Annotated in this window: 22 protein-coding genes; 10 read left to right on the forward strand and 12 right to left on the reverse strand. The window is 62.0% G+C overall.

Annotated features, from left to right (window positions below; all coding sequences use genetic code 11):
• Positions 1–63 precede the first annotated feature (63 nt).
• Both rpsR and rplI read left to right on the forward strand, forming a co-directional pair.
• Positions 64–327 carry a 30S ribosomal protein S18 gene (rpsR, locus tag H290_RS0111650; protein ID WP_020106984.1) on the forward strand — a complete coding sequence of 88 codons (264 nt, stop codon included), beginning with the start codon at positions 64–66 and terminating at the stop codon, positions 325–327.
• An 18-nt stretch (positions 328–345) separates the two neighbouring features.
• A complete protein-coding gene (gene rplI, locus H290_RS0111655) occupies positions 346–801 on the forward strand; it encodes a 50S ribosomal protein L9 (protein ID WP_020106985.1) in 456 nt (151 codons plus the stop codon).
• A gap of 166 nt (positions 802–967) precedes the next feature.
• Here the strand turns inward: rplI and H290_RS0111660 are convergent, their stop codons facing one another.
• The gene (locus tag H290_RS0111660; RefSeq protein WP_020106986.1) at positions 968–1,585 is read right to left on the reverse strand and encodes a lipocalin family protein; all 618 of its coding nucleotides are present in this window, start codon (positions 1,583–1,585) and stop codon (positions 968–970) included.
• A gap of 11 nt (positions 1,586–1,596) precedes the next feature.
• A complete protein-coding gene (locus H290_RS0111665) occupies positions 1,597–3,729 on the reverse strand; it encodes an MMPL family transporter (protein ID WP_020106987.1) in 2,133 nt (710 codons plus the stop codon).
• 80 nt (positions 3,730–3,809) lie between these two features.
• On the opposite strand from H290_RS0111665, the gene H290_RS0111670 reads away from it, so the two are divergent.
• On the forward strand, positions 3,810–4,304 hold the full coding sequence (locus H290_RS0111670) for a MarR family transcriptional regulator (protein WP_020106988.1): 495 nt from the start codon (positions 3,810–3,812) through the stop codon (positions 4,302–4,304).
• 47 nt (positions 4,305–4,351) lie between these two features.
• On the opposite strand, the gene H290_RS28390 is transcribed toward H290_RS0111670, so the two are convergent.
• Positions 4,352–4,915, reverse strand: a complete 564-nt coding sequence (locus H290_RS28390; RefSeq protein ID WP_155976804.1) for a hypothetical protein — start codon at positions 4,913–4,915, stop codon at positions 4,352–4,354.
• Positions 4,916–5,420: 505 nt separating this feature from the next.
• Between H290_RS28390 and dnaB the strand changes: the two genes are divergently transcribed.
• Positions 5,421–6,806 (forward strand): replicative DNA helicase, encoded by a 1,386-nt coding sequence (gene dnaB, locus H290_RS0111680; RefSeq protein ID WP_155976805.1) that lies wholly within the window; start codon positions 5,421–5,423, stop codon positions 6,804–6,806.
• 574 nt (positions 6,807–7,380) lie between these two features.
• Here dnaB and H290_RS28395 read toward each other — a convergent pair.
• A complete protein-coding gene (locus H290_RS28395) occupies positions 7,381–8,409 on the reverse strand; it encodes a beta-propeller fold lactonase family protein (RefSeq protein ID WP_020106991.1) in 1,029 nt (342 codons plus the stop codon).
• A gap of 202 nt (positions 8,410–8,611) precedes the next feature.
• On the opposite strand from H290_RS28395, the gene H290_RS0111690 reads away from it, so the two are divergent.
• Positions 8,612–8,830, forward strand: a complete 219-nt coding sequence (locus H290_RS0111690) for a hypothetical protein (RefSeq protein WP_020106992.1) — start codon at positions 8,612–8,614, stop codon at positions 8,828–8,830.
• A gap of 580 nt (positions 8,831–9,410) precedes the next feature.
• Here H290_RS0111690 and H290_RS0111695 read toward each other — a convergent pair.
• A complete protein-coding gene (locus tag H290_RS0111695; RefSeq protein WP_020106993.1) occupies positions 9,411–10,742 on the reverse strand; it encodes an MFS transporter in 1,332 nt (443 codons plus the stop codon).
• A 216-nt stretch (positions 10,743–10,958) separates the two neighbouring features.
• A complete protein-coding gene (locus H290_RS0111700) occupies positions 10,959–11,504 on the reverse strand; it encodes an ABATE domain-containing protein (protein WP_028463068.1) in 546 nt (181 codons plus the stop codon).
• A 74-nt stretch (positions 11,505–11,578) separates the two neighbouring features.
• Here H290_RS0111700 and H290_RS0111705 point away from each other — a divergent pair, with 74 nt between their 5' ends.
• The 3 genes from H290_RS0111705 to H290_RS0111715 all read left to right on the forward strand — a co-directional run bounded on the left by H290_RS0111705 (position 11,579) and on the right by H290_RS0111715 (position 14,229).
• Positions 11,579–12,061, forward strand: coding sequence for a DinB family protein (locus H290_RS0111705; protein WP_028463069.1), 483 nt, complete (start codon positions 11,579–11,581; stop codon positions 12,059–12,061).
• Positions 12,058–13,233, forward strand: coding sequence for a MalY/PatB family protein (locus tag H290_RS0111710; RefSeq protein WP_020106996.1), 1,176 nt, complete (start codon positions 12,058–12,060; stop codon positions 13,231–13,233). The genes H290_RS0111705 and H290_RS0111710 overlap by 4 nt, the downstream gene beginning before the upstream one ends.
• A 105-nt stretch (positions 13,234–13,338) precedes the next feature.
• The gene (locus H290_RS0111715; RefSeq protein WP_036518760.1) at positions 13,339–14,229 is read left to right on the forward strand and encodes an LLM class flavin-dependent oxidoreductase; all 891 of its coding nucleotides are present in this window, start codon (positions 13,339–13,341) and stop codon (positions 14,227–14,229) included.
• Positions 14,230–14,603: 374 nt separating this feature from the next.
• On the opposite strand, the gene H290_RS28400 is transcribed toward H290_RS0111715, so the two are convergent.
• Positions 14,604–14,882, reverse strand: a complete 279-nt coding sequence (locus H290_RS28400) for a PPOX class F420-dependent oxidoreductase (protein ID WP_020106998.1) — start codon at positions 14,880–14,882, stop codon at positions 14,604–14,606.
• 170 nt (positions 14,883–15,052) lie between these two features.
• On the opposite strand from H290_RS28400, the gene H290_RS0111725 reads away from it, so the two are divergent.
• A complete protein-coding gene (locus H290_RS0111725) occupies positions 15,053–16,366 on the forward strand; it encodes a DUF4185 domain-containing protein (protein WP_020106999.1) in 1,314 nt (437 codons plus the stop codon).
• 43 nt (positions 16,367–16,409) lie between these two features.
• Here H290_RS0111725 and H290_RS0111730 read toward each other — a convergent pair whose 3' ends face one another.
• The gene (locus H290_RS0111730) at positions 16,410–16,907 is read right to left on the reverse strand and encodes a hypothetical protein (protein WP_020107000.1); all 498 of its coding nucleotides are present in this window, start codon (positions 16,905–16,907) and stop codon (positions 16,410–16,412) included.
• A gap of 301 nt (positions 16,908–17,208) precedes the next feature.
• On the opposite strand from H290_RS0111730, the gene H290_RS0111735 reads away from it, so the two are divergent.
• A complete protein-coding gene (locus H290_RS0111735; RefSeq protein WP_081631560.1) occupies positions 17,209–20,919 on the forward strand; it encodes a DUF3376 domain-containing protein in 3,711 nt (1,236 codons plus the stop codon).
• Here the strand turns inward: H290_RS0111735 and H290_RS0111740 are convergent.
• The 4 genes from H290_RS0111740 to H290_RS0111755 form a co-directional block, all read right to left on the reverse strand.
• Entirely contained in the window at positions 20,912–21,334 is a 423-nt protein-coding gene (locus H290_RS0111740; protein WP_020107002.1) for a type II toxin-antitoxin system VapC family toxin, read from the reverse strand. The genes H290_RS0111735 and H290_RS0111740 overlap by 8 nt on opposite strands.
• Positions 21,331–21,564 carry a type II toxin-antitoxin system Phd/YefM family antitoxin gene (locus H290_RS0111745; RefSeq protein ID WP_020107003.1) on the reverse strand — a complete coding sequence of 78 codons (234 nt, stop codon included), beginning with the start codon at positions 21,562–21,564 and terminating at the stop codon, positions 21,331–21,333. The genes H290_RS0111740 and H290_RS0111745 overlap by 4 nt, the downstream gene beginning before the upstream one ends.
• A gap of 62 nt (positions 21,565–21,626) precedes the next feature.
• On the reverse strand, positions 21,627–22,970 hold the full coding sequence (locus H290_RS0111750; protein WP_020107004.1) for a DUF2786 domain-containing protein: 1,344 nt from the start codon (positions 22,968–22,970) through the stop codon (positions 21,627–21,629).
• A gap of 114 nt (positions 22,971–23,084) precedes the next feature.
• Positions 23,085–23,750: an O-methyltransferase gene (locus H290_RS0111755; RefSeq protein WP_020107005.1), complete on the reverse strand. Its 666-nt coding sequence runs from the start codon at positions 23,748–23,750 to the stop codon at positions 23,085–23,087.
• Positions 23,751–23,810 lie beyond the last annotated feature (60 nt).

A 23,810-nucleotide genomic window follows, 5' to 3' on the forward strand; every position in this document is an offset into this window, starting at 1 on the left:
GAACATTTCCAGACGCCATCGGGATCAACCCCGAGACGTCTGAACCTTTTGGAGTAAGTACACATGGCTGGAAAAGCTAAAGGCGGACGGAAGGTCCGTGGCGCAGAAAAGGTTGTCAAGGCCAAGGCCTGCACCTTCTGCAAAGAGAAGAACCTACTGATCGACTACAAGGACACAGCGCTGCTGCGTCGTTTCCTGTCGGATCGTGGCAAGATCCGCTCGCGTCGGGTCACCGGTAACTGCGTCCAGCATCAGCGTGACGTGGCCATCGCGGTGAAGAACTCGCGCGAGGTTGCCTTGCTGCCCTTCACCTCCACCTCTCGATAAGCGGAAAGGACCAAGAACATGAAACTGATCCTCACCGCAGAGGTTGAGAACCTGGGCGTCCCCGGCGACACCGTCGAGGTCAAGGACGGCTACGGCCGTAACTTCCTGCTCCCGCGTGGACTGGCGATCACCGCCACCCGCGGCGCAGAGAAGCAGGTCGAAGGCATCCGTCGTTCACGTGCGGCCCGCGAAGTTCGCGGCGTCGAGCACGCCAACGAGATCAAGCAGGCCATCGAAGGGCTCGCCGAGGTCAAGCTGGGTGTCAAAACCCACGATTCCGGCAAGCTGTTCGGTTCTGTGACCGTCAACGACGTTGTCGGCGCAATCAAGACCGCCGGTGGACCGGCGCTCGACAAGCGGAGCATCAACCTGCCCAAGGGGCACATCAAGGCCACCGGTAAGTACCCGGTCGTGGTCAGCCTTCACAACGACATCGTTGCGAAGTTCGACCTGACCGTGGCAGCTGCCGAGTAGTCACTGCTTCACAAGAAAGACCCCCGGCCCATTGGGTCGGGGGTCTTTTTGTAGTTGGGGCCACCCTCGCCCGCTGCCCACCCGTTTTTGCGTTATCCAGCCACAATTGTGGTTGGGCCGTGCGAAAACGGGTGGGCGAGAGAGATGATGGGCGAGCCGTCAGGTATCAGACCGTGCAGAGTGGCCGGATCTCCCCGAAGCCACCGGTTGTCGGTGAGGTGAGGATCAGGCAGGCGTTGTAGCCGTCGTCCTCGGCAACCTTGCGGATTTCCTTCCACCGACTGGCGCTGACCCCCGGATCGCGGGACAGCACAAACCCCGACGAGCGCGACGGGTCGCCGACAAAGGCCCATGAGTAGTCATCGGCGATATGGGAGACAACGTAATTGGTCGGGCCGCTCTTGGATTCCTGTGACGGGACACCGGGGAAACTGACATGCAGCTGCGCGCCGGTGACGGTGTCGTTGACGCGGGCATTACCGACGATCCGGTTGTCGCCGCCGGTCCAGGTGGTACACGTGTTCTCGACCCGGATGTTCGACTCGTCGATCAGTTGGTAGTTGGCCTGCGTATCGCGGGCGCAGATGAGATTGAACGGCTGTGGAACTGCGGCAATCTGATTCCAGTCACCGAGGTAGCGCTGTGTGTCGAGTTTCGCCACGGGTTTCAACGGTGGAGGGGTGGAGCTGATGTCGGCGGATGCCGGTGCGGCACAAGCGAGTGCAAACACCACCGCCAGACCTCCGGTGACCAGCTGACTGATTCGTCGAGATGAGAACGCCATATCGTCGTCTCCTACATCGATAGCGGTTCCAATTGTGAGTGTGGACGCGCTTGTGTATCCACGTTGCCGGGCCACCAGATGCGTGGCCCGATCAGACTGAAGATCGCCGGGATCACCACGGTACGTACCAGGAAGGTGTCGAGCAATATGCCGATTCCGACGATGATGCCGAGCTGGGTGAGGGTGATCAGCGGGAGGATGCCCAGGACACAGAAGACGGCAGCCAAAACGATTCCGGCACTGGTGATCACAGCTCCGGTCGAGGCCACGGCGCGGACGATCGCGCTGCGGGTCCCGTGGCCGGGGGTCTCCTCGCGCGCCCGGATCACCAGGAACATGGTGTAGTCGATGCCCAATGCCACCAGGAACAGGAAGGCGTAGAGCGGCACGTTGTCGTCGAGGGCCGGAAAGCCGAAGATATGTTCGCTGATGAGGCTGCCCACGCCGATCGCGGCGAGAGTGCTCAGGACCGTGGTGGCCACCAAGACCACCGGTGCAACCAGGGCTCGAAGAAACACGATCAGAATGATGAACACGACGGCGAGGATCAGCGGGATGATCACGAATCGGTCTGTCGTGGCGGCATTTTGGGTGTCCAGCGCCTCGGCGTCGGACCCGCCGACCAGTGCTTCGGAGTCCGGCACATCGGCGGTCGCGCTGCGCAGGTCTTCGATGATGTCGAAGGCCTGCTGGGAGCCCGGAGCGGCGTCGATCACGACTGACCATTGGGTCCATCCGGTGTCGGACTGTCCGTTCTCGGTACCCGACACCACACCGTCGGTGTTGTCGATGGCCACCTGAACCTGTTCTGCTGTCGCAGTTTTCGCGACAACAGTGGTCGGATCGGCCTGGCCGGGTGGAAAGTGTTCGGCCAGCACGTCGTAACCGTCCACCGAGTCGGAGCTCACGCGGAACTGTTCGGTCTGGGACAGCCCGATGTCGGCGCCGGCCAGGCCGAGCGCGCAGGCGATGAGCACGGTGAGGGAAATGCCCAACACGCGAACCGGATGTCGTGAGACACCACCGGCGATCCGGAACCACACGCCACCCTCGGTGGGAACCGGGTCACCGACCTTGGGTACAAACGGCCAGAACACGCGAGTTCCGAAGAGTGCCAGCAGAGGTGGCAGGACCACGAGGGCGAACAGCACCGCGACCACCAGACCGGCGGCAGCCAGCGCGCCGAGGCTGCGGGTGCTGGGCAGGACCGCGAACAGCAGTGTCAGCAATGCCAGGACGACGGTGGCGTTGGATGCCAGGATCGCCGGGCCGGCGTGGCGTACCGCATGCCGGAGTGCGATCCGATGGTCGGGTTCGGCGCGGAGTTCTTCCCGGTAGCGAGAGATCAGCAAGAGTGCGTAGTTGGTTCCGGCGCCGAAGACCAGAACACTGGTGATACCGGCGGTGGATCCGTCGAACGACAAGTCGGTGAGGTCGGCCAGCCAGATACCGATCGAGTTGGCCACGCGGTCGGCAAACGCGATGACGAGCAGCGGGATCAGCCACAGGGTCGGCGACCGGTACGTCACGATGAGCAGGATCGCGACCACCAGCGCGGTCACGGCGAGCAACGTGGTGTTGGCGCCCGAGAACGCATTGGCGGTGTCGGCGCCGAATGCGGGGCCTCCGGTGACGTAGGTCTTGAGGTCGGCAGGCAGTCCGTCGTCGGCGGCACTGCGGAGTTCGTCGACGAGGTCGGTGAGTTCGAAGCCACTGAGGTCGGTGTTGACGGGGACGATCGAGATCGCGGCTTTGCCGTCGGGGGACATGATGACCGGCGGGCCGGCCGGTGTATCCGCGGGAACGGATCGATCAACGGCAAGCATTCGCTCCTGGGCGGCTGCTACGGACTGCTGATCAGCCGGGGTCAGGGGTGCACCGTCGACGCGTTCGACCACCAACACCGCAGGGGCGACGTCGGCGTCGGGGAACTCTTCGAGAACGTCCTTGACCTGCGCGGAATCTGCAGATGCGGGTAGCGACTGGGGCGCTTTGCCCTCGGAGTCGTTGTCGCCGATCAAGCCCATCGCGCTGCCGGCGAGGATCAAGACGACCAATGCGACCAACCACGACCGGCGCCCGGTGACAACCGCGGCAAACCGGTCCCATGGGGTGCGAGAATCGATGGGGCTGATGGTCACCATTGCAAAACCGTCTCATATGTTCAACTATTGAGCAACTAAACTATCTGGTTCGCCTGGTGGCGGCCGAAGGAGGAACTCCAGTGCCCGACGAACCGCACGCAGAGGATCCGCGCGGGGCGCTGGAGGCACAGATGTCCGCCGACCTGCGACAACTCAATGCCGAATCGGATCAGATCACGCGAGTGTTCGCGCAGCGGAACAACCTCACCGCGAACGATTTTCGTGCGCTCTTGTACGTGATGGTCGCCGACTCACAGGGTGAACCGTTGACCGCGGGTGCGCTGGGCCACCGGATGCAGGTGACCGGCGGTGCGGTGACGCATCTGGTGGAGCGACTGATCGCGAGCAATCACATCAGGCGGGCTTCGCACGCCGCCGACCGCCGAAAAGTGATGTTGCACTACGACGATCACGGGATGGCCGTCGCGCGGGCATTCTTTGCGCCGCTGGGCGGGCATATGCGCGACGCGATCGCGGACCTACCCGACGCCGACCTCGAAGCCGCGCACCGCGTTTTCGAGGCGATGTGCGGTGCGATGCAGACCTATTCGGAAGCACTCGGTGACGACAAGTGAATCGAGGCGAGGTGGGCGGGCGTGCACGGGCTGTCGAGAACCAGTTGTCAACGCTGGTCGGCAGGTAGGAATTTCGGGTCGGAGTTCACGTCGTGATACTGGTCGCCGGCCGGATAGACGAACTTGAACCAGAATGCGGTGAGGGTGAACGCACGCGGACCGGCAACACAGGTCACCCCGTCAGAGCTGACCGCACATTTTGATTCGTCGACGGTGATGGATTGTCCGATGTCGAGCAGCGGGGCGCTGAACCATCCCTTTGGTGTGGTCCGGTAACTGGTGTTGGACGGGATCCAGTAAGGCCCGTTTTGCCCACCTGAGATTGCCGCGCCGGCCTTTCCCGGGGGCGCGGTCTGTGGATGTCCGCTGCAGCCGTTGTAGCCGCGGCCGGGGCCCAGTGCGCAGGTGCGACCGCTCGGGGTGACGAAGAAGGTGCGTCCGTTGTCGGCGTAATCCGGGGAGCGGTAAGGCGCCGGATCGACCGCCGAGTAACCGGACAGGTCCGGCACCTGGTGATAGTCGGGGGCAGGTGCCGCCGAGGCCACCGAGCCCGTTGTCAGCAATGCCGCCACCGTGGCGACCGCAGCGATCACCCCAAGTATTTTTCGCACGAACGCCTCCCCGCAGTCGATGCTGTGAACACATCATTGCACCACTTTGGATGCGATCGTGTGGCAGGTTCGGGGTCCTTGCGGAAACGATGGTGGCGATCAGGTTTGCCACCAAAACTAACTTCCGGGGTGTTCGAAGTTCCGAAAGCTAGGCGATACCTGTAATTCATCGTGAGTCAAACCGAACACGCCCGAAATCGGACATCTCGGGACACGCCGCAAGAACGCTATCCACAGTAACTAAACTTCTTAAATGGTACCTGACCTGCGACGTTGGGAACCGCAACTTGTGTTATCCACAAGTTGCACACAGGGCGCTAACAAGATGTGTCGGACGGTCCACAGCTGGTCAACAGGATGGTGCACAGGCCCGTTTGGCGGGATGGTCACCAACCCTTAGTGTCTGCCGGAGCGTGTCGAATCAAGTCGACTCCGGCATGGCTGCTCCGCCCTGTCGGACAGGCCTGCGAGACTTGAACCGAACAAACTAGCGAAGGGTGGCATCTTGGCCGTCGTTGATGACCGCGGACATGCCGAACCTAGGGATCAGGCACCCCCGAGCGAGGATTTTGGTCGTCAACCTCCGCAGGACATGGCTGCAGAGCAATCCGTCCTGGGCGGAATGATGCTCTCGAAAGACGCCATCGCCGACGTTCTCGAGAAGCTGCGTCCGGGAGACTTCTACAAGCCCGCGCACCAGTCCGTGTACGACGCCATCCTCGACCTGTACGGCAAAGGCGAGCCGGCCGACGCTGTCACCGTGGCCGGCCAGCTCGACCGGATGGGTGAACTGCGTCGAGTGGGCGGTGCGCCGTACCTGCACACGCTGATCTCCACGGTTCCGACCGCAGCCAACGCGGGTTACTACGCCGAAATCGTCGCCGAGAAGTCGATCCTGCGGCGGCTCGTCGAGGCCGGTACCCGCATCGTGCAGTTCGGTTACGCCGGTGCCGACGGCCAGGATGTGGCCGAAGTGGTCGACCGTGCGCAGGCCGAGATCTACGAGGTCACCGAGCGCCGGACCACCGAAGATTATGTGCCACTGGAAGAGTTGCTGCAGCCGACGATGGACGAGATCGACTCCATCGCCTCAACGGGTGGGCTCTCCCGGGGTGTGCCGACGGGCTTTCACGATCTCGACGAACTCACCAACGGACTTCATCCCGGCCAGATGATCATCGTCGCGGCACGCCCCGGTGTCGGTAAGTCGACACTGGCGATGGATTTTCTGCGGTCCTGCTCGATCAAGCACGGCATGGCCAGTGCCATGTTCTCGCTGGAAATGAGCAAAACCGAGATCGTCATGCGGTTGCTCTCCGCCGAGGCGAAGATCAAACTCGGTGACATGCGCGCCGGCCGGATGAGCGACGACGACTGGACGCGACTGGCGCGGCGGATGGGTGAAATCTCCGAGGCGCCACTGTTCATCGACGACTCACCCAACCTCACGATGATGGAAATCCGTGCCAAGGCAAGGCGGATGAAGCAGAAGCACGATCTCAAGCTTGTCGTGATCGACTACATGCAGCTGATGTCATCGGGCAAGAAGGTGGAGTCCCGTCAGCAAGAGGTCTCTGAATTCTCGCGCAGCATCAAGCTTTTGGCGAAAGAGATCGAAGTTCCGGTGGTCGCGATCAGTCAGCTGAACCGTGGTCCCGAGCAACGTACCGACAAACGTCCCCAGGTGTCCGACCTTCGTGAATCGGGATCACTGGAGCAGGACGCCGACATGGTCATCCTGCTGCACCGCCCCGACGCCTTCGAACGCGACGATCCACGCGCCGGTGAGGCGGATATCATTGTGGGCAAACACCGTAACGGTCCGACCGCCACCATCACGGTCGCCCATCAGTTGCACCTCAGCAAATTCGTCGACATGGCGCGCGGCTGACAACAACTGTTGTAGGTTCTCGTCGTAGATTGCATTTTCTCATTTCACTTTTCCGTTGTTTGCATTTGAGCCAGGGATTCTCACGTTGTTTGCAGCATCCGCTCTAGTGTGCCGATGGCGTTTTCGGTGTCCGGGGTAGCGCGATGGTTTGCGTCACAGTGATGTGAATCTGAGACGAAGGTGGGCGAGGGTTTCAAATTTCCGGTGACTGCTTCAGCGCGGTTCCGCTCACCGGATGTACGTCGGATTGAGTGACGTGGACTGGCGCGTGGTGGTTCGGGTGTCCGTCTGCCGTATTGCCCGTGGACGAACAGGGGCCTAAAGATGTTCAACAAGTCGTGGCCCGATCCGACTCACGCATCTTGGTGCGCCTTGATTTCGACTGCTGCACATAGCAACTGATGAATCAGCACCGCATCGCCCGGCTCGCTACGCGGTTGGTGTTCCAGTGCTCGGCCCAGAGGGTGATCGATGCGGTGAAATGCCGTGTTACGGTTCGTCGCTGCGCTACATCGCTGACTGCGCGAGAACGGCCCACCCCGGATCTGGAGTGGGCCGTAGCGCGCGTCCGCGATTAGCTGCTTCCGCTGCTTCCGAAGGTCGGCGGCTGCGGGTTCGGCTTGCTTATCGCGATCACCGACACCGTGCCGTCGCCATAGTTGGTGACGTAGGCGCGGGTGCCGTCGGGGGTGATCGCCACATCGTTAGGACCGGTGCCGACGGGGGTGGGGGTGCCGGTGACCGTGTTGGTGGCGGTGTCGATCACCGACACCGTGTCGGCGAGATAGTTGGTGACGTAGACGCGGGTGCCGTCGGGTGTGATCGCCACACTCCGCGGTCCGTTGCCGACGGGGGTGGGGGTGCCGGTGACCGTGTTGGTGGCGGTGTCGATCACCGACACCGTGTCGGAGCCGAAGTTGGTGACGTAGGCGCGGGTGCCGTCGGGGGTGAACGCCACACCTTGAGGATTGGTGCCGACGGTGATCGGGGTGCCGGTGACCGTGTTGGTGGCGGTGTCGATCACCGACACCGTGTTGGAGCCGAAATTGGTGACGTAGGCGCGGGTGCCGTCGGGGGTGAACGCCACACCTTGAGGCTCGGTGCCGACGGTGATCGGGGTGCCGGTGACCGTGTTGGTGGCGGTGTCGATCACCGACACCTTGTTGGAGCCGCCGCTGGTGACGTACGCGCGGGTGCCGTCGGGGGCGATCGCCACATCCCACGCGCCGCCGCCGACGGTGATCGGGGTGACCGTGTTGGTGGCGGTGTCGATCACCGACACCGAGGTGGAAAACTGGTTGGCGACGTAGGCGCGAGTGCCGTCGGGGGTGAACGCCACACCCCACGGTCGGCTGCCGACGGTGATCGGGGTGCCGGTGACCGTGTTGGTGGCGGTGTCGATCACCGACACCTTGCCGTCGCCATAGTTGGTGACGTAGGCGCGGGAGCCGTCCGGGGTGATCGCCACACCCACCGGACTGACAACGGGGATGGTCGTGGTCACGCTGTCAGCCCAGGCCGTAGGCGCGCCAACGGGTGGCGTGATGGTGAGGGCCAGCGCGGCGAACGCGACTGCGGGGAGAGCGAGAGCGCGGTAGCGCATCAGATGTCCTTTATCGAAGGGACGCTGCACGATCGGGTGACAGGAAGGAAGCGCATTGGCTTCCAATCCCGTCACCTCGCAATGCATTCGGTCGCGTCACGCGATCGTAACGGTTTGAACTACTTTGTGTTGCCAGGCGATCGCCCGGTGATGTCAGATTCGCCGAGTCCGTACGGCGACAACGAACCTACGGTCCGGCTCGATGGTCCGGACGGGGGCCGCCCCGTTGTCCACCGATGCCTTCGATGCGATGCTCGACCGACTTGCTGGTGGCGTTGACGACCCGGTCATCAAGGCCAAAGTCCTCGCCAGCAAAGACGTCGGCTACATCCTCACCGAAGACACCCTGCACCTGTTCTCTGCCCACGAGATCGATCACTGGGAAGCAGCACTCGACCGACACCTCGGTGACGTGCAGTGATCGCATTGGTCGGTGGGTGCCGCACCCGCACGGCGGTGGTGCCCTCCGTAGGTCGCGACTCGATGCAAGTAGTGAAAGACCCCTCGCGTGTTAGGCATTCTTTCGGTCGGACCTCAGAGCTACGGCTTGCGTTGTCAGGCAGGCAGTTTTGCCAATCCAACGAGCGGTCCATCATGGTTCGGTCTGCAACTTGACCGGGCGAGTCATCGCGAGTCAGTGCCACGCCACCTACAGATGTCACGTGACAGATTTTGTCGCACGGATGGGTCGGCACGTGCTGTTGGGCCCGTGTCGGATAAGGCACTCGCCGCATCAGTTCGATGACTGAATGGCCAGCTTGGTCGTGCGGCGGAAAATGCAAACTAAATGAGAATACTGGGCCCTTCGCGGGTGCAAAGTAGCTGAGAATCCGCAGGAGCGATTGCAATGTTGGGATGAGAACCTACACGAAATTCGCGCCGCTTGCCGACGTACGCGCCTGTTGCACCCGGCGCACATGTCTGCAAGCGGCGCGAATCTCGTTGGGGGTTCACATTATTTGGCATCGACCAAGGGCCGGCATCTCTGCAACGCCACCGTCTCAGGTGGAGATGTCTTCCAAAACTGTGCTGCGTGTCTCGGGGAGAAAGATCAGCGCAATCAAGGAACCGGTCACGAACAAGACTGCGCTCGAAGCGAATACGACGCTCGGCCCGTATGCGGTGATCACGAGTGGCACTACAACGGGACCGAAGATCGAGCCGAGTCGTCCCGCTGCCGTTGAACTTCCCATCCCGATGGCGCGAGCGCGGGTGGGAAACAGTTCTGGTGTGAAGGCGAAGATCGAGGAGAACATCCCGAAGAAGAAGAACTGCAGGAACGAGCCCGCGATGATGAGTTCGGTCACCCCGGAGGCGTTGCCGTACGCGAACGCCGCCACGGCAGCGGCCAGAGCAAATCCGACCAAGCAGAACTTCCGGCCGATGACCTCGATCAGGTAGGCGGCACTGATGAAGCCGGGGATGCCCCACAATGCCATCGCGATGATGAATCCGACGGACTTGACGATGTCGAAACCCGCATCTGTGAGCAGCTTTCCGAGCCATGTGGTCAGGCCGTAGTAGCCGCCGAGGAGACAGAACCACATCGCCCAGCTGGCGAGGGTCCTGGTCCGATACTGACGCGAGAACAGTGTTCGCAGTCCGTCGTGCTCGTCCGTGACCACCTCGGCGCCGAGGCTGAGCTCTGGGGCTGGAAGTGGTTGTCCGTAAGCGTGTTCCGTGTTGCGCTCGAGTCGTTCAAGCGTGGCGATGGCGTCTTTGTGCCGTTCGCGCGACACCTGCCAGCGAGGTGACTCCGGCAGGTTCCGGCGTGCAACCAGGGCGACCACGGCAAGGCAAGCTTGGATGATGAAGAAGCCGCGCCATCCAATGGAGTTGGCCAGCAACAGGTATGACGCGCAGCCGGCCAGAATGAAGCCGATCGGCCAGGCACCTTCCATGAGTGCCACATACCGTCCACGTTTGGCCGAGGGCACAAACTCGGACAGCAACGCTGCTGCGACCGGGAACTCCGCACCCATGCCGATGCCGAGGAGGAACCGGAACGAGGCCATGCTGGAGAAATCCCAGGAGAAGGCCAACAGAAGGCTCGCGACACCCCAGACGATGATGCTGTATTTGAAGACCTGCAAGCGCCCGAAGCGGTCCGCGAGCGTTCCGGCTCCGATGGCCCCGATGAACATCCCGGCGAAGGTGGCGCTGCCGAGGAGGCCGGCCTCGGTCGCTGTCAATCCCAGGTCCGCGCTGATCGGAGCGAGGAGAAAGGTCAACGCTCCCAAGTCGATTGAATCGAATAGCCATGCGGTGGCGATCACGAGGAACAGGCCGCGCTGATATCGGGTCCACGGTAGACGTTCGAGTCGTGCTGCCACCTCCCCGGACGTGATGGAGGGAGTTGATGTTCTGTGCGAGGTGGCGGAAACCAAGGCCGGCGCCTTCCATTAGAGGGATCGTCACCAGTTGAGTAGGTGACTCTAAGAGGGTCCGACACGGCTCGTCACCTGTCAAGGGGGTGATGTTTCGGGAGCGTAAAACTTGCCTGCCAGATAGGCACTCTCGAACCCTGTTGCCGCCGAGCTTATTTCGGCTCAGGATTCCTTGTCCGCGCGCTTGCGTGCCCGATAGGCCGCAGCTTTGACACGATTTCCGCATTCGTCCATGCCGCACCAAGTGCGCCGGGCGCCGCGCGAACGGTCCAGGTAGATGCGGGTGCAACTGGGGCGACCACACTCCTTGATGGGAGCGTCGGCATCCGACAACACGAGGACAGCCGATCGCGCAATCTCCGCGAGAGCACTGTCGATATCACCGGCCCGCACGACACCGGTACTGGTCAGCTCGACCCCCACTGCAGGTCCAGCTGCCAACCCGTTGACTGTCTCGAGGTCTGCGACCGGAAACGTCGCATCCGCCATCCTGGCCACGGCGAGGTCGTAGATCGCCTCACGGAGTTCCAGGGCACGATGAAACGAACGGTCGTCGACCTGTAGGCGCTTCGGTAGCTGACCTGACTCGCCACACCAAGCTGCCAGGTCAGAGGGGGTATGAAGCAGCTCCTCGTGCTCGCTGCGACGCCACTTGCGCGTGCCCGCAAGGTCGAGCGCCAAGTTTCCACTGACAAAGACATATCCCACGTCACCATCTTGACTGGTGACCATGGATAGGGCAAACTCCGTCACCAGTTAAGGTAGTGACGACGAGGAGAATGATGCTGAGCCGCGAAGAGTTCATGTTCTACACCGACCGGGCCCTGTCCGGGATGGTGACGGTGGTCGGTGAGTTGGGTGACGAGCGGGCCAACCGGAGCGCCTACCCAGGCGCGAACACCCCATATGCCTTGCTCCATCACTGCTTGGCTGTAATGGAAACGTGGGCAGGAGGATTCGTCCGAGGTAGAACGGTCGACCGCGACCGTGACTCAGAGTTTCACGCGACGGGCAGCGTCGACGAACTGATCGAACGAACCCGGGTCGCGAAGGCACAGTTGCACCGCGACGTTGCCGCGGCAGAACCGGAGGCCGCACTCCTGACCGAACCACCGCGGGAGTATCTCGGGCCACCGGGGAATCTGACCCAGGGTGCTGCGCTGCAGCACGTCTTCGAGGAGCTCGCGCAACACCACGGCCAGATGGAGACACTACGTGACGTCTTGATCACCGCCGCGGAACCAGATCCGGCGACGAGCCGATGACCGAAACCCGTACACCCTTCCCTGATCCCGCCCGTCTACGAGACGGTCACGGCGCGAAATGGACCGCCGTCGACGACGATGTCATTCCCGCATGGGTCGCCGACATGGACTTGGGGGTCCCCGAGCAGGTCAAGAACAAGATCGAATGCACTCTGCGCCGTGGCGATCTCGGATACCCCTTCTGGCGCGCAGTTGATCCGGTGGTACAGGCGTTTTCCGACCGGATGCGCGACCAGTACGGCTGGGACCCCGAAACCGGAGACACCCGAGTATTCAGCGACCTGATCCAGATCCTTCAGGTCGTGATCGAATACGCAACCCAGCCGGGAGATGCGGTCGCACTGCATGTTCCCACTTACCCACCGTTCCTCGCGGCCATCGAACGAGCCGGACGACGGATCATTCCGCTGCCACTCGACCGCGACGACGACGGATGGTCCATCGACATCGAGCGGCACCGCCAGATCTTCCGGGACGAACGCCCGGGTCTGTTCATTCTCGTCAATCCCCACAACCCAACCGGAAAGATCTTCCGCCGCGACGAGCTCACAGGGCTCGCCGATCTTGCAGTGAGCCACAATGTTCCGGTTCTCAGCGACGAGATTCACGCCGACCTCACGTTTGATGGTCGCCGGCACATTCCGTTTGCTTCGCTGGATTCCGGGGTGGCAGACCTTGTCATCACGGCAACGTCGGCCACCAAAGCTTTCAATCTCGCCGGAATCCGCTGCGCGGTAGCGCATATCGGACACAGTGCGGTGGCTGATGCGCTCGACCGGGCACCGTTGGACTTCTTTGGTACCCCCAGCATCATGAGCAGGCTCGCCACAGTCGCAGCATGGCGTGAGAGCGCGGCCTGGCAAAGGCGAACCATGGAGGTCTTGGAACGCAATCGCCGGCGCATCACGGATTGGGCACAAACACACCCGGAGATCGGGTACGTAGAGCCTGAAGCAACGTATCTGAGTTGGCTCGACTTCTCCGAGACGACCATCGGACGTGACCCGGCCGGGATCATCCTCGAGAAGGGCAGAGTGCAACTGAGCCCGGGTGAAGACTTTACGCAACTCACTGACCTCGACACCAGTTCCTACGCCAGGCTCAATTTCGCCACCACACCAGACAACCTCGACACGGTGCTCAGCCGGATCGACAAGGTCCTAGACCGTTGATGGCGCTTGGGAAAGCACTTCCCGTCCTTGCGTCGAATTGTCGATTTCGGCGATAGTCCTCCCCGACAGGCACCGTGGGGCAGGATCTTAGCCGTGCAGGTGGGAATGACGATGCCGGTGATGGAACCGGACCTTGATGCAGCAGTTCTCAGATCCTGGGCGGAACATATTGATGACGGACCATTTTCGTCACTCTGCTGGGGCGAGCGAATAGCTTTCGACAATCCGGACAGCATCACGCTCCTCGGTGCCATGGCCGCGTGGACGCAGCGAGTGCGTTTGGTGACGACCGTGATCGTCCCGCAGTTGCACGATCCGGTGATGCTGGCCAAGGCACTCGCGACCGGCGACATGCTCTGCGATGGCCGACTGACGGTCGGCATCGGTGTCGGTGGGCGGCACGAGGACTATCGATCGGTGGGTGCCGATACCAAGACCCAATCCATGCGCGGGATGGCCGAGCGGGTGGCGGTGATGAAACGCGTCTGGGCCGGTGAGCGCGTCAGTGACTCCGTACTTCCGGTCGGGCCGATGCCGGTCCAGGAAGGTGGGCCTGAGCTACTGGTCGGCACCATCGGTCCCAAAACCGTTCGTAGCGCAGCACATTGGGCCGATGGATTGGCCGGTACCACCCTCGATCTCGACGCCGGCAAGCAACGAGAGCTGTTCGACATCGCCACAACATCATGGGCCGAGGCCGGCAAGAAGCCACCGCATCTGGCGACCTCGTTCTGGTTCGCACTCGGCGATCCAGAGCCGGCCCGCGCGCAGATCCACGAACACCTTCGCCGCTACATGAACTGGATCCCATCCGAGTTCGTCGACGCCATAGCTCCCACCACCGGCTTTTCGGGCAGCGACGACGAGTTGTCCGAGGTGCTTCAGAAGTTTGCGGCCGCCGGCACCGACGAGGTTCACTTGATCCCGACCAGCTCCGACATCAGCCAGCTCACGCGTGCGGGCGACGTCGTGCGGAGTCTACGTTCGAGCGTGTAGTTGTTGCGAGATCCACTGGTGCGGGTACGCGTCGAGCATCATCGCGGCCACCGCGGTCAGTGCTTCATTCCATTCTTGGCCATGCCGTCCGTCCACTCGGGCCCAGCGATGTCGGCCATAGTGGCTACCAATGTTGTTGTCACCCTGCCGTACACGCCATCTCGAGGCCCATCCCCAGAATGTAGATTTGCGTCAATGATACAAGATGCGTATCTTCGTATCAGCTCAATCAAACGTATCTGCGTTGGGTGTTCCAGCCCCGACCCGTACTGAGGTTGGTCTCGGTGTTCGTCCGACTTCTCTGTGGGGGTGTCGTCGGGCTGATCGCTGGTGGTAACCCAGTTGGCGTGGACTTGGAGGGGGATTGCATTTGTTCAGCCGTGCACGGTTTTGCGTGGCGGTTCCGGGGGACCCGAGAAGTCGAGTGGTTCGCTGGCGAGGTCGTCGACGACGAGGGCTATCTTGCTGTTGCCGTCGAGGATGTTGTGGTGGTGGCGGGACTTGTCGGGCGCGAAGCCGCCGATGTTGATGTGCGTTCCGTCGTATTCGAATCCGACTGGTACGACGTCGGGTTGACCGTCGGAGTCGACGGTTGCGATGCGTGCCAGTGGTTGCGAGCGTAGGTAGGCGACTTCTTCGTCTGTGAAGCTCATGGCGGTGTCCTGTCTGCTCCGGTAAGGATTCTCAGTGCGTGAGGGTGTGGTAGCACCTGCGCAGGCGCCGGAATCGTTGCGTAGTCGAGACGTGACCGTCGATCGAACCCTAACCCCATCAGTCACAATAGCCACAGGGGTCACACGGGAACGTTCGTCGAAGGAGCCAAATGCACGCCTTTCGTTCTGCAACGATCGGGGCAACAGTGCTCGCTTTGGCCGCTACCGGACTGGTCATTGTCTCCGCACCGGCCGCCGCTGCGCCCTGCGGCAACGGCAGCGGGTCGAGCCTGCTCGGTAGTTCCGGTAGTTCCGGTAGCAGCGGTGACGGCAGTTCGGGTAGTTCCGGCAGTTCTGGTAGCAGCGGCTTCGGCAGCAGCGGTCCGGGCAGCTCCAGCGGTGGCAACCGCGAGGGAAAGCAGGGTCCGCTGCCGATAATCATCGGCGGGAACACCAAAACCGTCTCCTGGGTCACCGGACCGGCCAGTCAGAACAACACCCTCGCCCGCTTCAGTATCTCGGGTACCGATCTGGGGATCAGCTGGGACAACGGCTCTGGCCAAACCCTGATGGCCTTCGGTGACACGTTTGGCGACTGCAACGTAAGTGGTCAGGAATGGCGGAACAACGTACTCCTGCGGTCCGATGACAACGACCTTTCCGACGGGATCACCGTGCCCACAGCTATCCCCGGCGACAGTAGCTCGGGATCGATCGTGACCGCCGCTAAGCCCTTCTATTCGCAGCAAATGATCGATGCTCTCGATGTCCCCTACGTCGAGGTCACCGATATCCCCACCACCGCGATCTCGATCGGCGGCGTTCAGTACATCAACTACATGTCGGTCCGGTCGTGGGGTGACCCCGGCCAGTGGGTCACCAACTTCTCGGCGATTGCGGTGTCGCACGACAACGGCCAGACCTGGACGACCGACGTCAGCACGCTCCGCGTCAACGTCGACGCCGCACTGCCCGGGGTCGAGCAAGTGAATCCCGACAACGCGAAGTTCCAGATGAATGCTTATGTGGCGGGCAACGACGGATACATCTACCAGTTCGGGACTCCCAACGGCCGTTTCGGCGATGCCTGGCTGGCCCGCTTCAAACCGGCCGACATCCTCGACCTGACCAAGTACGAGTACTACACCAACAACACGTCCGACCCGTGGTCCACAGAGTTCGGAGACCTGAAAGCTGTTGTCCCAGCGCCGGTCAGCGAGATGTCGGTGGCATGGAATGAATACCTGCAGCGGTACATCATCCTCTACGGCAACGAACTCCAAGGGCGCCTCGTGATTCGGACCGCCGAACATCCCGAAGGGCCATGGAGTAACGCCAAGACGTTGTTCAGTTCACTGCAACTCAATGGGATGTACGCCCCGTTTGTGCACCCGAAATCGAACGGTCGCTACCTCTACTTCACCGCGTCGCGATGGGACGACTACAACGTGATGCTGCTGCGAACCGACCTCGATCTGATCTAATACTGACTGGGGGCAGCGGCGCTGCACATGGTGCTCGCCTGACTCAGAATGGCATTGCCACACAGGAGGATCCGAGATCGTGGCCGACCGCAACTTCGATCGCTTCGGACTGCGACGTCGCTTGGTCCGCCTGAAGTACGTTTATCAGGTGCGGTCCGGGGCCTAGTGGTGTCCACAGGATCTCGATAGTCCTGTCGGCCGGCACCGGCGAGAGCCGACTGAAGGTTGCCGGGGCACTATCCTCGAAGTGCACCAGGCCACCACCTGGGTCCGCAGCGATCGTGACCTTGTAAGTGCAGCCGGATCCGTGCTGAGCCGATGTGCCGAGACCCGGACCGGGCGCGACCGTAATCGCCTGGACGTGACCAGGGTCATTCGGGGCGGCCAGGATCAGCCCGAAGACCGCTGCGCCAAGCACGGCGACGCTGGCGTAGGCGTTGCGTCGACGATGTGGATCCAGATCGGTATGGCGCAGCGTGATCGCATTTCCCGATGTGGTTTCGCTCGATGCTGTAGCGACGGAGGCGTTGTCGATCGACATTTTGATACCCCTTTCACTTTGTGTTCTGTACCGATTGATTCGCAGTACGTCCAGAGTCGCGGTGGGTTTTCGGGCCGCATAGAGTATTCGACTACTCACCTTTGATTCCCCGCATTCGGGTGTCCGGCAACGGATCGTTCAAATTGGTTGCACGGGAACAGATCTACTCCTGCGTAGTGCCCGAAAGGGCAACGTTTGTAAGTCGCCTATCGGAATGGCCATCAGGTGTTGTTCAATTGCATAGAAGGTCGTGACAAAACTGCATGCTGTTCGCAAGCCAACGATCGGATGGAGCGGAACGATGGCTGATCCAACAGAGGGCCAGTACAAAACGCTTCGACTGGCGCTGGCGATGCGAGGCGGTGTCAGCCTGGCCGTCTGGATCGGGGGTGCGGTCGCAGAGCTTGATCTGTTTCGGCGTGCATGCAACAGCCCGTTGGGAATCGATGGTTACCCTGTCTGCGCGGCGGAGAGCGACGAGCAATACGAACGGGCCAAGATATACGCGGACCTGTTGCGCAAGACGCAATTCGAGAACGTCGAGATCGACATCCTCGCGGGTGCGAGCGCCGGCGGTCTCAACGCAGTCCTATTAGGGCTGGCCCAAAGTCGAGGCGTTGTCATGGACACAGTGGTTCACGACACCTGGATCGAGAAGGGCGGAATCTGGGAACTCCTACGAGGGCGCGGTCGTGGGGGCGTGCAGTCGATTCTCCGGGGAGACGAGCGCCTGCTCACTGTGATCAGTGAGGCACTTTTCACGATCGGCCGGCTCGACCCCGAAGCGCCGAGGTACCGCAAAGATGTGAAGCTCAATCCTGAACCAGCTGTTGCGCAATATGTTTCGGTTGAACTGGCGGCCACCTTGCTCGAGGACCGACATCAGCCGGACCGGGGCAACGCCGCCGGGTTCTCGTTCACCCGACGTCCGGGCGGATTGAATGCCCGATTCTCGACGATTCCGGCATTCGGGGATACCGAGGTGGACGTCGCCCTGGAACGAATGGCCCTGGCCGCCCGCTCGACGTCGTCCTTTCCCGGCGCGTTCGAACCGGCAACGGTCTACTCGTATGCCGGAGAGGGGACAAGTGCGGGAACCAATATGGCGCGTTGCTTCCCGTACGCGCGTCCTGCAGGTGAGGGCAACAACACCGATGAATACGCTTTTGATGTTGTCGACGGAGGAATTTTCGACAATATTCCGATCGATCGGGCGATCCGTGCCATCCAGCGCGCGCCCGCATCACAGCCCACCGAGCGACGGCTGATCTACCTGGATCCAGAACCGCCGTCGGTTCGGCAAGCAGATCTCGCACCGACGGCGACCCGAGCGGACCGCCGGTCCGCCGCATCGTGGATCCCTGTCATTCGCAAGTCGATGGCGCTCAAGCAACGTTCCGAGCGAGCGGGCGACGAATTGACATTGATTCGTACCCACAATGATTCGGTCCTCGAACTGCGGAGCCGACTGGAAGCCTTCGCGGCCCTACTGAGCTCCGTGCCCGAAGCGAACCCGCTCGTCGGGTCGGCCCGATATCTGCAATGTCGCATCGGAGTCGATGCCGGACGGTTTGCGCGTGTGTTGTCGGACCCGGGTTCGGAGCTGTGCCGTCCACCGAGGGTGTCCGCTGACTATGGTGTCCTTGATTCTGGAGACCTGCTGGAAGTGAAGTCAAAGGTTGCAGAGGTCTATGAAGGCAAGGCCACCGGACCCTATTTGGAACGTGACGTCTACGCGATGCTTGACGCGGCCCGCGTTCTGCTGGCCTGGGTACACGCGCTGGAAGCGTTGGCGGCTGCGAGTTCTGGTGTGCCGGCGGCGGATGTGTTGGGTCCATGCCTGAAGAAGCGTAAAAGCGCTCTGTATCGCTGTATCGCAGTGGCGAATGAGGCGCGGCTGCGAACGGTCGACGAAGTGCTCGCTATTGCGCCCGAGTCTTATGCGACTGGGATCGAGCACCGCTGGGTGTCCCATCGAAATCCGGCAGGGTATTGCCTGGATGCGAAACTCGAGAGCAGCTGGAGCGCGCAGGACGCACTCACCGTGCCCTCGGGCCTGCTGGAAAAGGTCTGTTCGGGCGCTTCCGCCGACTTCTTTGTGGCGCTCGATGCGTGGTACGAGACCCATTCGGCGACCGAGGAGCCGCGCATTCCGCAGGTTGAACTCCGGACTGCGATGTGGGATCTGCTGGAGGGCACACGGGAGTCGATCCAACGCGATACCGCTGCTGCAACGACCGCCATCCTTGGGAACTCATCGGTCAGCAGCGAGGCCAAGCAGGCTTGGACCGAGTCGGTGTTCCCTCACCTGTACGCGGGCGGACCGCTCGACGTGGGCATCGTTGAAATCGGAAAGATCTTCGCAGTGACGGGTATTCCGTCGACGGCATCGATAATTGCCTACGACGAGATCACGAGCAACGAGACCCCGATGATCGACGTTCCCGAACTCTACGAGGCCGCGTGTGCGACACATCTCGGCAAGTGGCTGAGGACGCTGCCGGAGAAATCGGTGATGGAAGGCATCATCGCCGACAAGGCAGGTCTGATGAACGCCGACACTAAACTTGCCGGGAACGCGCTGTCGCGGTTCGGGGGTTTCTTCAAATGGACCTGGCGCGAAAATGATTGGCAGTGGGGCCGTCTCGATGCTGCGTCCGGCATCGTCAAGGTTCTGGACAACACCCGAAAGGACCTGCGGGCCGGCGAGACGCCGGAATCGGGGCCCGACCCGCGTTCCGAACCGATCTCAGATCTGCAGTCGTCGATTCTGAAGGACTCGCTGATCGCTGCGCCACCACCCGGACCAGGACGCTCGATCGTGACGACAGTGGGCGCCGATACGCTTGCGGCGATCAGCCCGCGCTACCGATTTGCACTGGCCTCCAGGGTGTTACCGCTTGCGATACGCGCATGTCTCCCCGGAAAGGAATCGCGGTGGTCGGTCGGCGGAGTCGCTACCCGGATCGGATTGATCATCGCCAAACTCGTCGGCATCGCACTCGTGCTCGTGGCTGACCCGCTTCGCCTGGTGTGGGCGATGGTGACCATCCTGGCGGCCGCCACGCTCATGGGAGCAGGTACCACGTCACGTGGTGTTCAGACGGGCTTCTACGGAATCATCATTCTCGCCGGGGCGTTCATGTGCGGAGGGTCTGTAGTCGCGTATCGGAGGTGGAGACGTCTGCGAAAGACGTTGGAGGACATTCCTGACTCGGAAGACGGCAATGTCACCACCTTCAAAAGGCTGGCGAGATGTGCCGACCAACGGCCACTGGCGCTGCTGTCGTCCGGGATCGGATTCGTCCTCTCCGCTGTCGCGACCTACCTGTTGATCGGGTCGTATGTGCCCTCGGTACCCGACTTCGGTATTCAGACCAGCCTGGAAACTTTCACGGTCGTCATGGTTGCGATCGTGGCCGGGCAGTACTGGCTGAAGCAGCGGGTATACCGACTGCGTCCGCCGACGGCGTCTCCGCCGTCTCGTGGGTTGAGCAATTGCTTTGGCTTCGGATACCGCCGTCTCGCGGGCTACCTGGCGGTCGCGGCTGCATTCGGTGTAGCTGTCGCAGCCAATTATCTGACCGGCAAGGAGCATCTACCGGACAGCTGGCGATTCGAGTCCGTCGACAACAACCTGTTCGTCGCGGCAGCTGCAGGTGCCGTTCTCGCCGGTCTGTCGGTGTGGGGATGGGTCGCACGCTGGTGGGCGACGTTGGTGATCGCCGCCTGTGGCCTACTCGCAGTCGGCGCACAACATGTGTTGGACAACAGGTTCGAATGGTCCAAGGACTGGGCGATCTGGGACCTCTTGCCCGCGGGAATCTGGATTGTCTTCCTGGCACTGACTGTCGGATGCCTTCCAGCACGTGATCGCGGCTTCGGGGAATCCCCACCACCGGCGGCCAAATCAAAGATCGCCGTACCGCCACGAGCGGGGCGGGAAGCTCCCTCTGCGAACCCGATCGGCAGCATCGCCCCGGCGCCCCAATTACATTCTGCCGCTATGTAATTAACCCCTGATAGGTGGATGACCGAGTGTTGATCACGGGGCCCAGTGCCCCTTCGAGCACCAGGCGGTCACTGGTCGCGATCGTGAATCCACGGCGTGCGGCCTGCGCGACGATCATTCGGTCAAATGGATCCTTGTGGTCCCAATTGAGGCGACCGGCGGTGACTGCATCCGCTGAATCGATCGGAAGATCGGTGGCACTCATGGCGTCCAGGGTGTCGTTCCACACCGACAGCAGTGCGTCACCGTCGAACCGGCCGATCCGGGTCTTGATCGCGATCTCCCACGCCGACGCCGCCGACACGAAGAGCTCGTTGGATCGGTCAGACAAGACCTCGCGGGCCTGCCAAGGCAGTCTGTCCGGCGCTGTGACCAGCCACAAGAGCGCGTTGGTGTCGAGCAGAATCGAAGTCACAACGTGGAGTCCCAGACCGAGAGTTCGGATTCGGGTAGCGGTTCGTCAAACGACTCCGGAATGACCAGATGTGGGAGCTGCCCGAACGTTCGTGGTGTGCTCTGAACGGGGGAGAGCACCGCTACTGGCCGACCGTGATTCGTGATCGTCACCGAGATGCCAGTTTTTTCGACCTCAGCCAGCACTGCATTGAGGCGCGTCTTGGCCTCGGTGCTGGTGATCGTCTTCATGTCGTCCAAAATACACCAATACGACTAGTGCGAATAGTCTTATTTTCGACCCTCGTGCCGCTTCACCGATCGATCCTTTCGCGTCCTCCGGTGATGTCCGCTTTGTCAGCGGCGACTCGCCCGGCGGTCCAACCCCGACTGTTCGTGATGGATTGGGCCACTGGTGTTGTGGACGGGAACTGTTCGTCGAACACCGTTCCCACCGCTTCGGCACGTTCGGCGATGATCGGAACGAGTTCTTTCCCGTACTGGCTCGCGGCGGCTTCGGCCGCGCGTTCGCGTGCTGCTGCGAGGCGTTCTCCAATTCCGGTGGCGTATGCGAGCAAGAACGAGCGCCGGAAACTCGCCGAGCGACTATCGCGATCTCGGCCTGCCTCTGTCAACGCGTGCAGGCTTTGCACCAGCAAGGAGGTGAACAGCAGGTCGCACAGGTCGAGATCAACCGGCATGCCGACAATGCTGACAATCCCGTACTGCTGGTGCCAGAGCACACGCACGCTATTCGTTTGAGAAACCGATTGCAGCAGAGCGACTTTGGCTTCGGGATATGGATTGTCGATGAGTATCCGACGGGTCGCGACTTGATCTGCAAGAGAAGTGTGCGTCCGGGCGTCGAGGACTGCACTGTCGATGGCATAGCGCGTCATCAGATCCTGCGCTTTGGCGGATAACGCTTCCGCCTCGGCGGCAAACGACGTGGCCTCGGCTTTGGCCAGCAGACCGCGAATCGTCCGCAATGCCTTGGATTCAGGCTGGTGAGCGGTTCTTGTGCTCGAAGTGGTCGCCGACCCCCATTCGGAGGGGACGGGTATCAGAGGCTTCATCGGCGCCAAGTAGCTGATGTAACCCAGCAGCGCCAGCGGCCCGAACCATACTTCGTCGATACTCGATCTCTCGCCTTCGCGCCACACAACCAGCGCTCCACGGGTGGAGTCTTGCTTGGCGGCAGAGATGCCGAGATCATCCAGCTGATCGATCCATGCCGGGGGCGCCTTCTCGCGCGCCGACGTTCGGCTCGCGTGGGCGCCGATCATGGCGATCGCCAGTCGCGCGACACCGAGGCCCAGTTCTCTGCGTACAGCGTGGACCAACTCGGCAGGCTGCCACCCGATCTTGAAAGCTCGATCCATCGAATGGTCGATGAACAACGCCGCGTCGGAAACGTTCTGGGCCGCGCGCCCGTTCGCGTCGAGACGTGCAAGCCGGTTCAGGACATCCCGCAGTGCGATCGGATCCTTCGACGGTCCGAAGGCGAACTCGATGCCGGCTCTGATCAGGTCGTAGGCGCTGTGTTCGCTATCTCGCTCTGACGTGTTCTCACCAGATGTCCGTCGCGAGGTACGCGCCCGCCGTTCCTGCTCTTTCCGTTTCCGTGTTGCCCGGTGCTGTTGACTTTTGCGGCTCATGTGATGAGTCCCCCCGCTTGGTGGTGATCACGGCCCGTTCCGTGTGAATACCGGGAAACGATATGCAGAGGGTCTGACATCGGTGGGACGTCCATCTACCAACTGCGGCCGGCGTCAGGCGACGTCCTGGACCAGAGCAAGGGCGAACCCGTCCCAGCCCTTGATTCCCACTGTTTGCAGGGCGGTGGCATCGAATCGCGAGTCGGTGCCCAGGAGTTCGAGCACTGCACGACTGGCCTTCACCATTTCGTCATCGTCGGTGGGGTCGGCGATCCCGCCGTTGCGGACGACGTTGTCCACCACGATCACGGTGCCCGGCCGGGACACTCGCAGCGCGGCCAGGACGTAGTTGCTGTTGTTCGGCTTGTCGGCGTCGATGAACACGAGGTCGAACGGAGCATCTGCGGGCAGAGTCGGCAGAGTGTCCAATGCGGCACCGACCTTGATCTCGACGCGGTCGCCCACAGTCGCGCGGTCGAGGTTGGCACGGGCCACTTCTGCGTGGTGCGGTTCGAACTCGAGGGTGATGACCTTGCCACCCTCGCCGACGGCACGCGCCAGCCAGATGGTGCTGTACCCGCCGAGCGTTCCGATCTCGAGAACACGCCGGGCGCCGATCGCTCGTGCGAGCAGGTGCAGGAACTTGCCCTGGACGGGCGCGACATCTATCGGCGGCAACTCTGCCGCGGCGTTGGCTGCGATGGCGGCGTCCAGTGCGGGGTCGCCTCCGATCAAGAGGTCACTCACGTATTTGTCGGCTGCGGCCCAGTTTTCGGTCATGGACTCATTGTGCCGACCCGTGGGTGGTCTGTCTGGTGGACCTGATGCGTCTGTGACTGA

Origin of the sequence: Nocardia sp. 348MFTsu5.1 (assembly GCF_000383535.1) — a bacterium.
GTDB classification, from domain to species: Bacteria; Actinomycetota; Actinomycetes; order Mycobacteriales; family Mycobacteriaceae; genus Williamsia; species Williamsia faeni.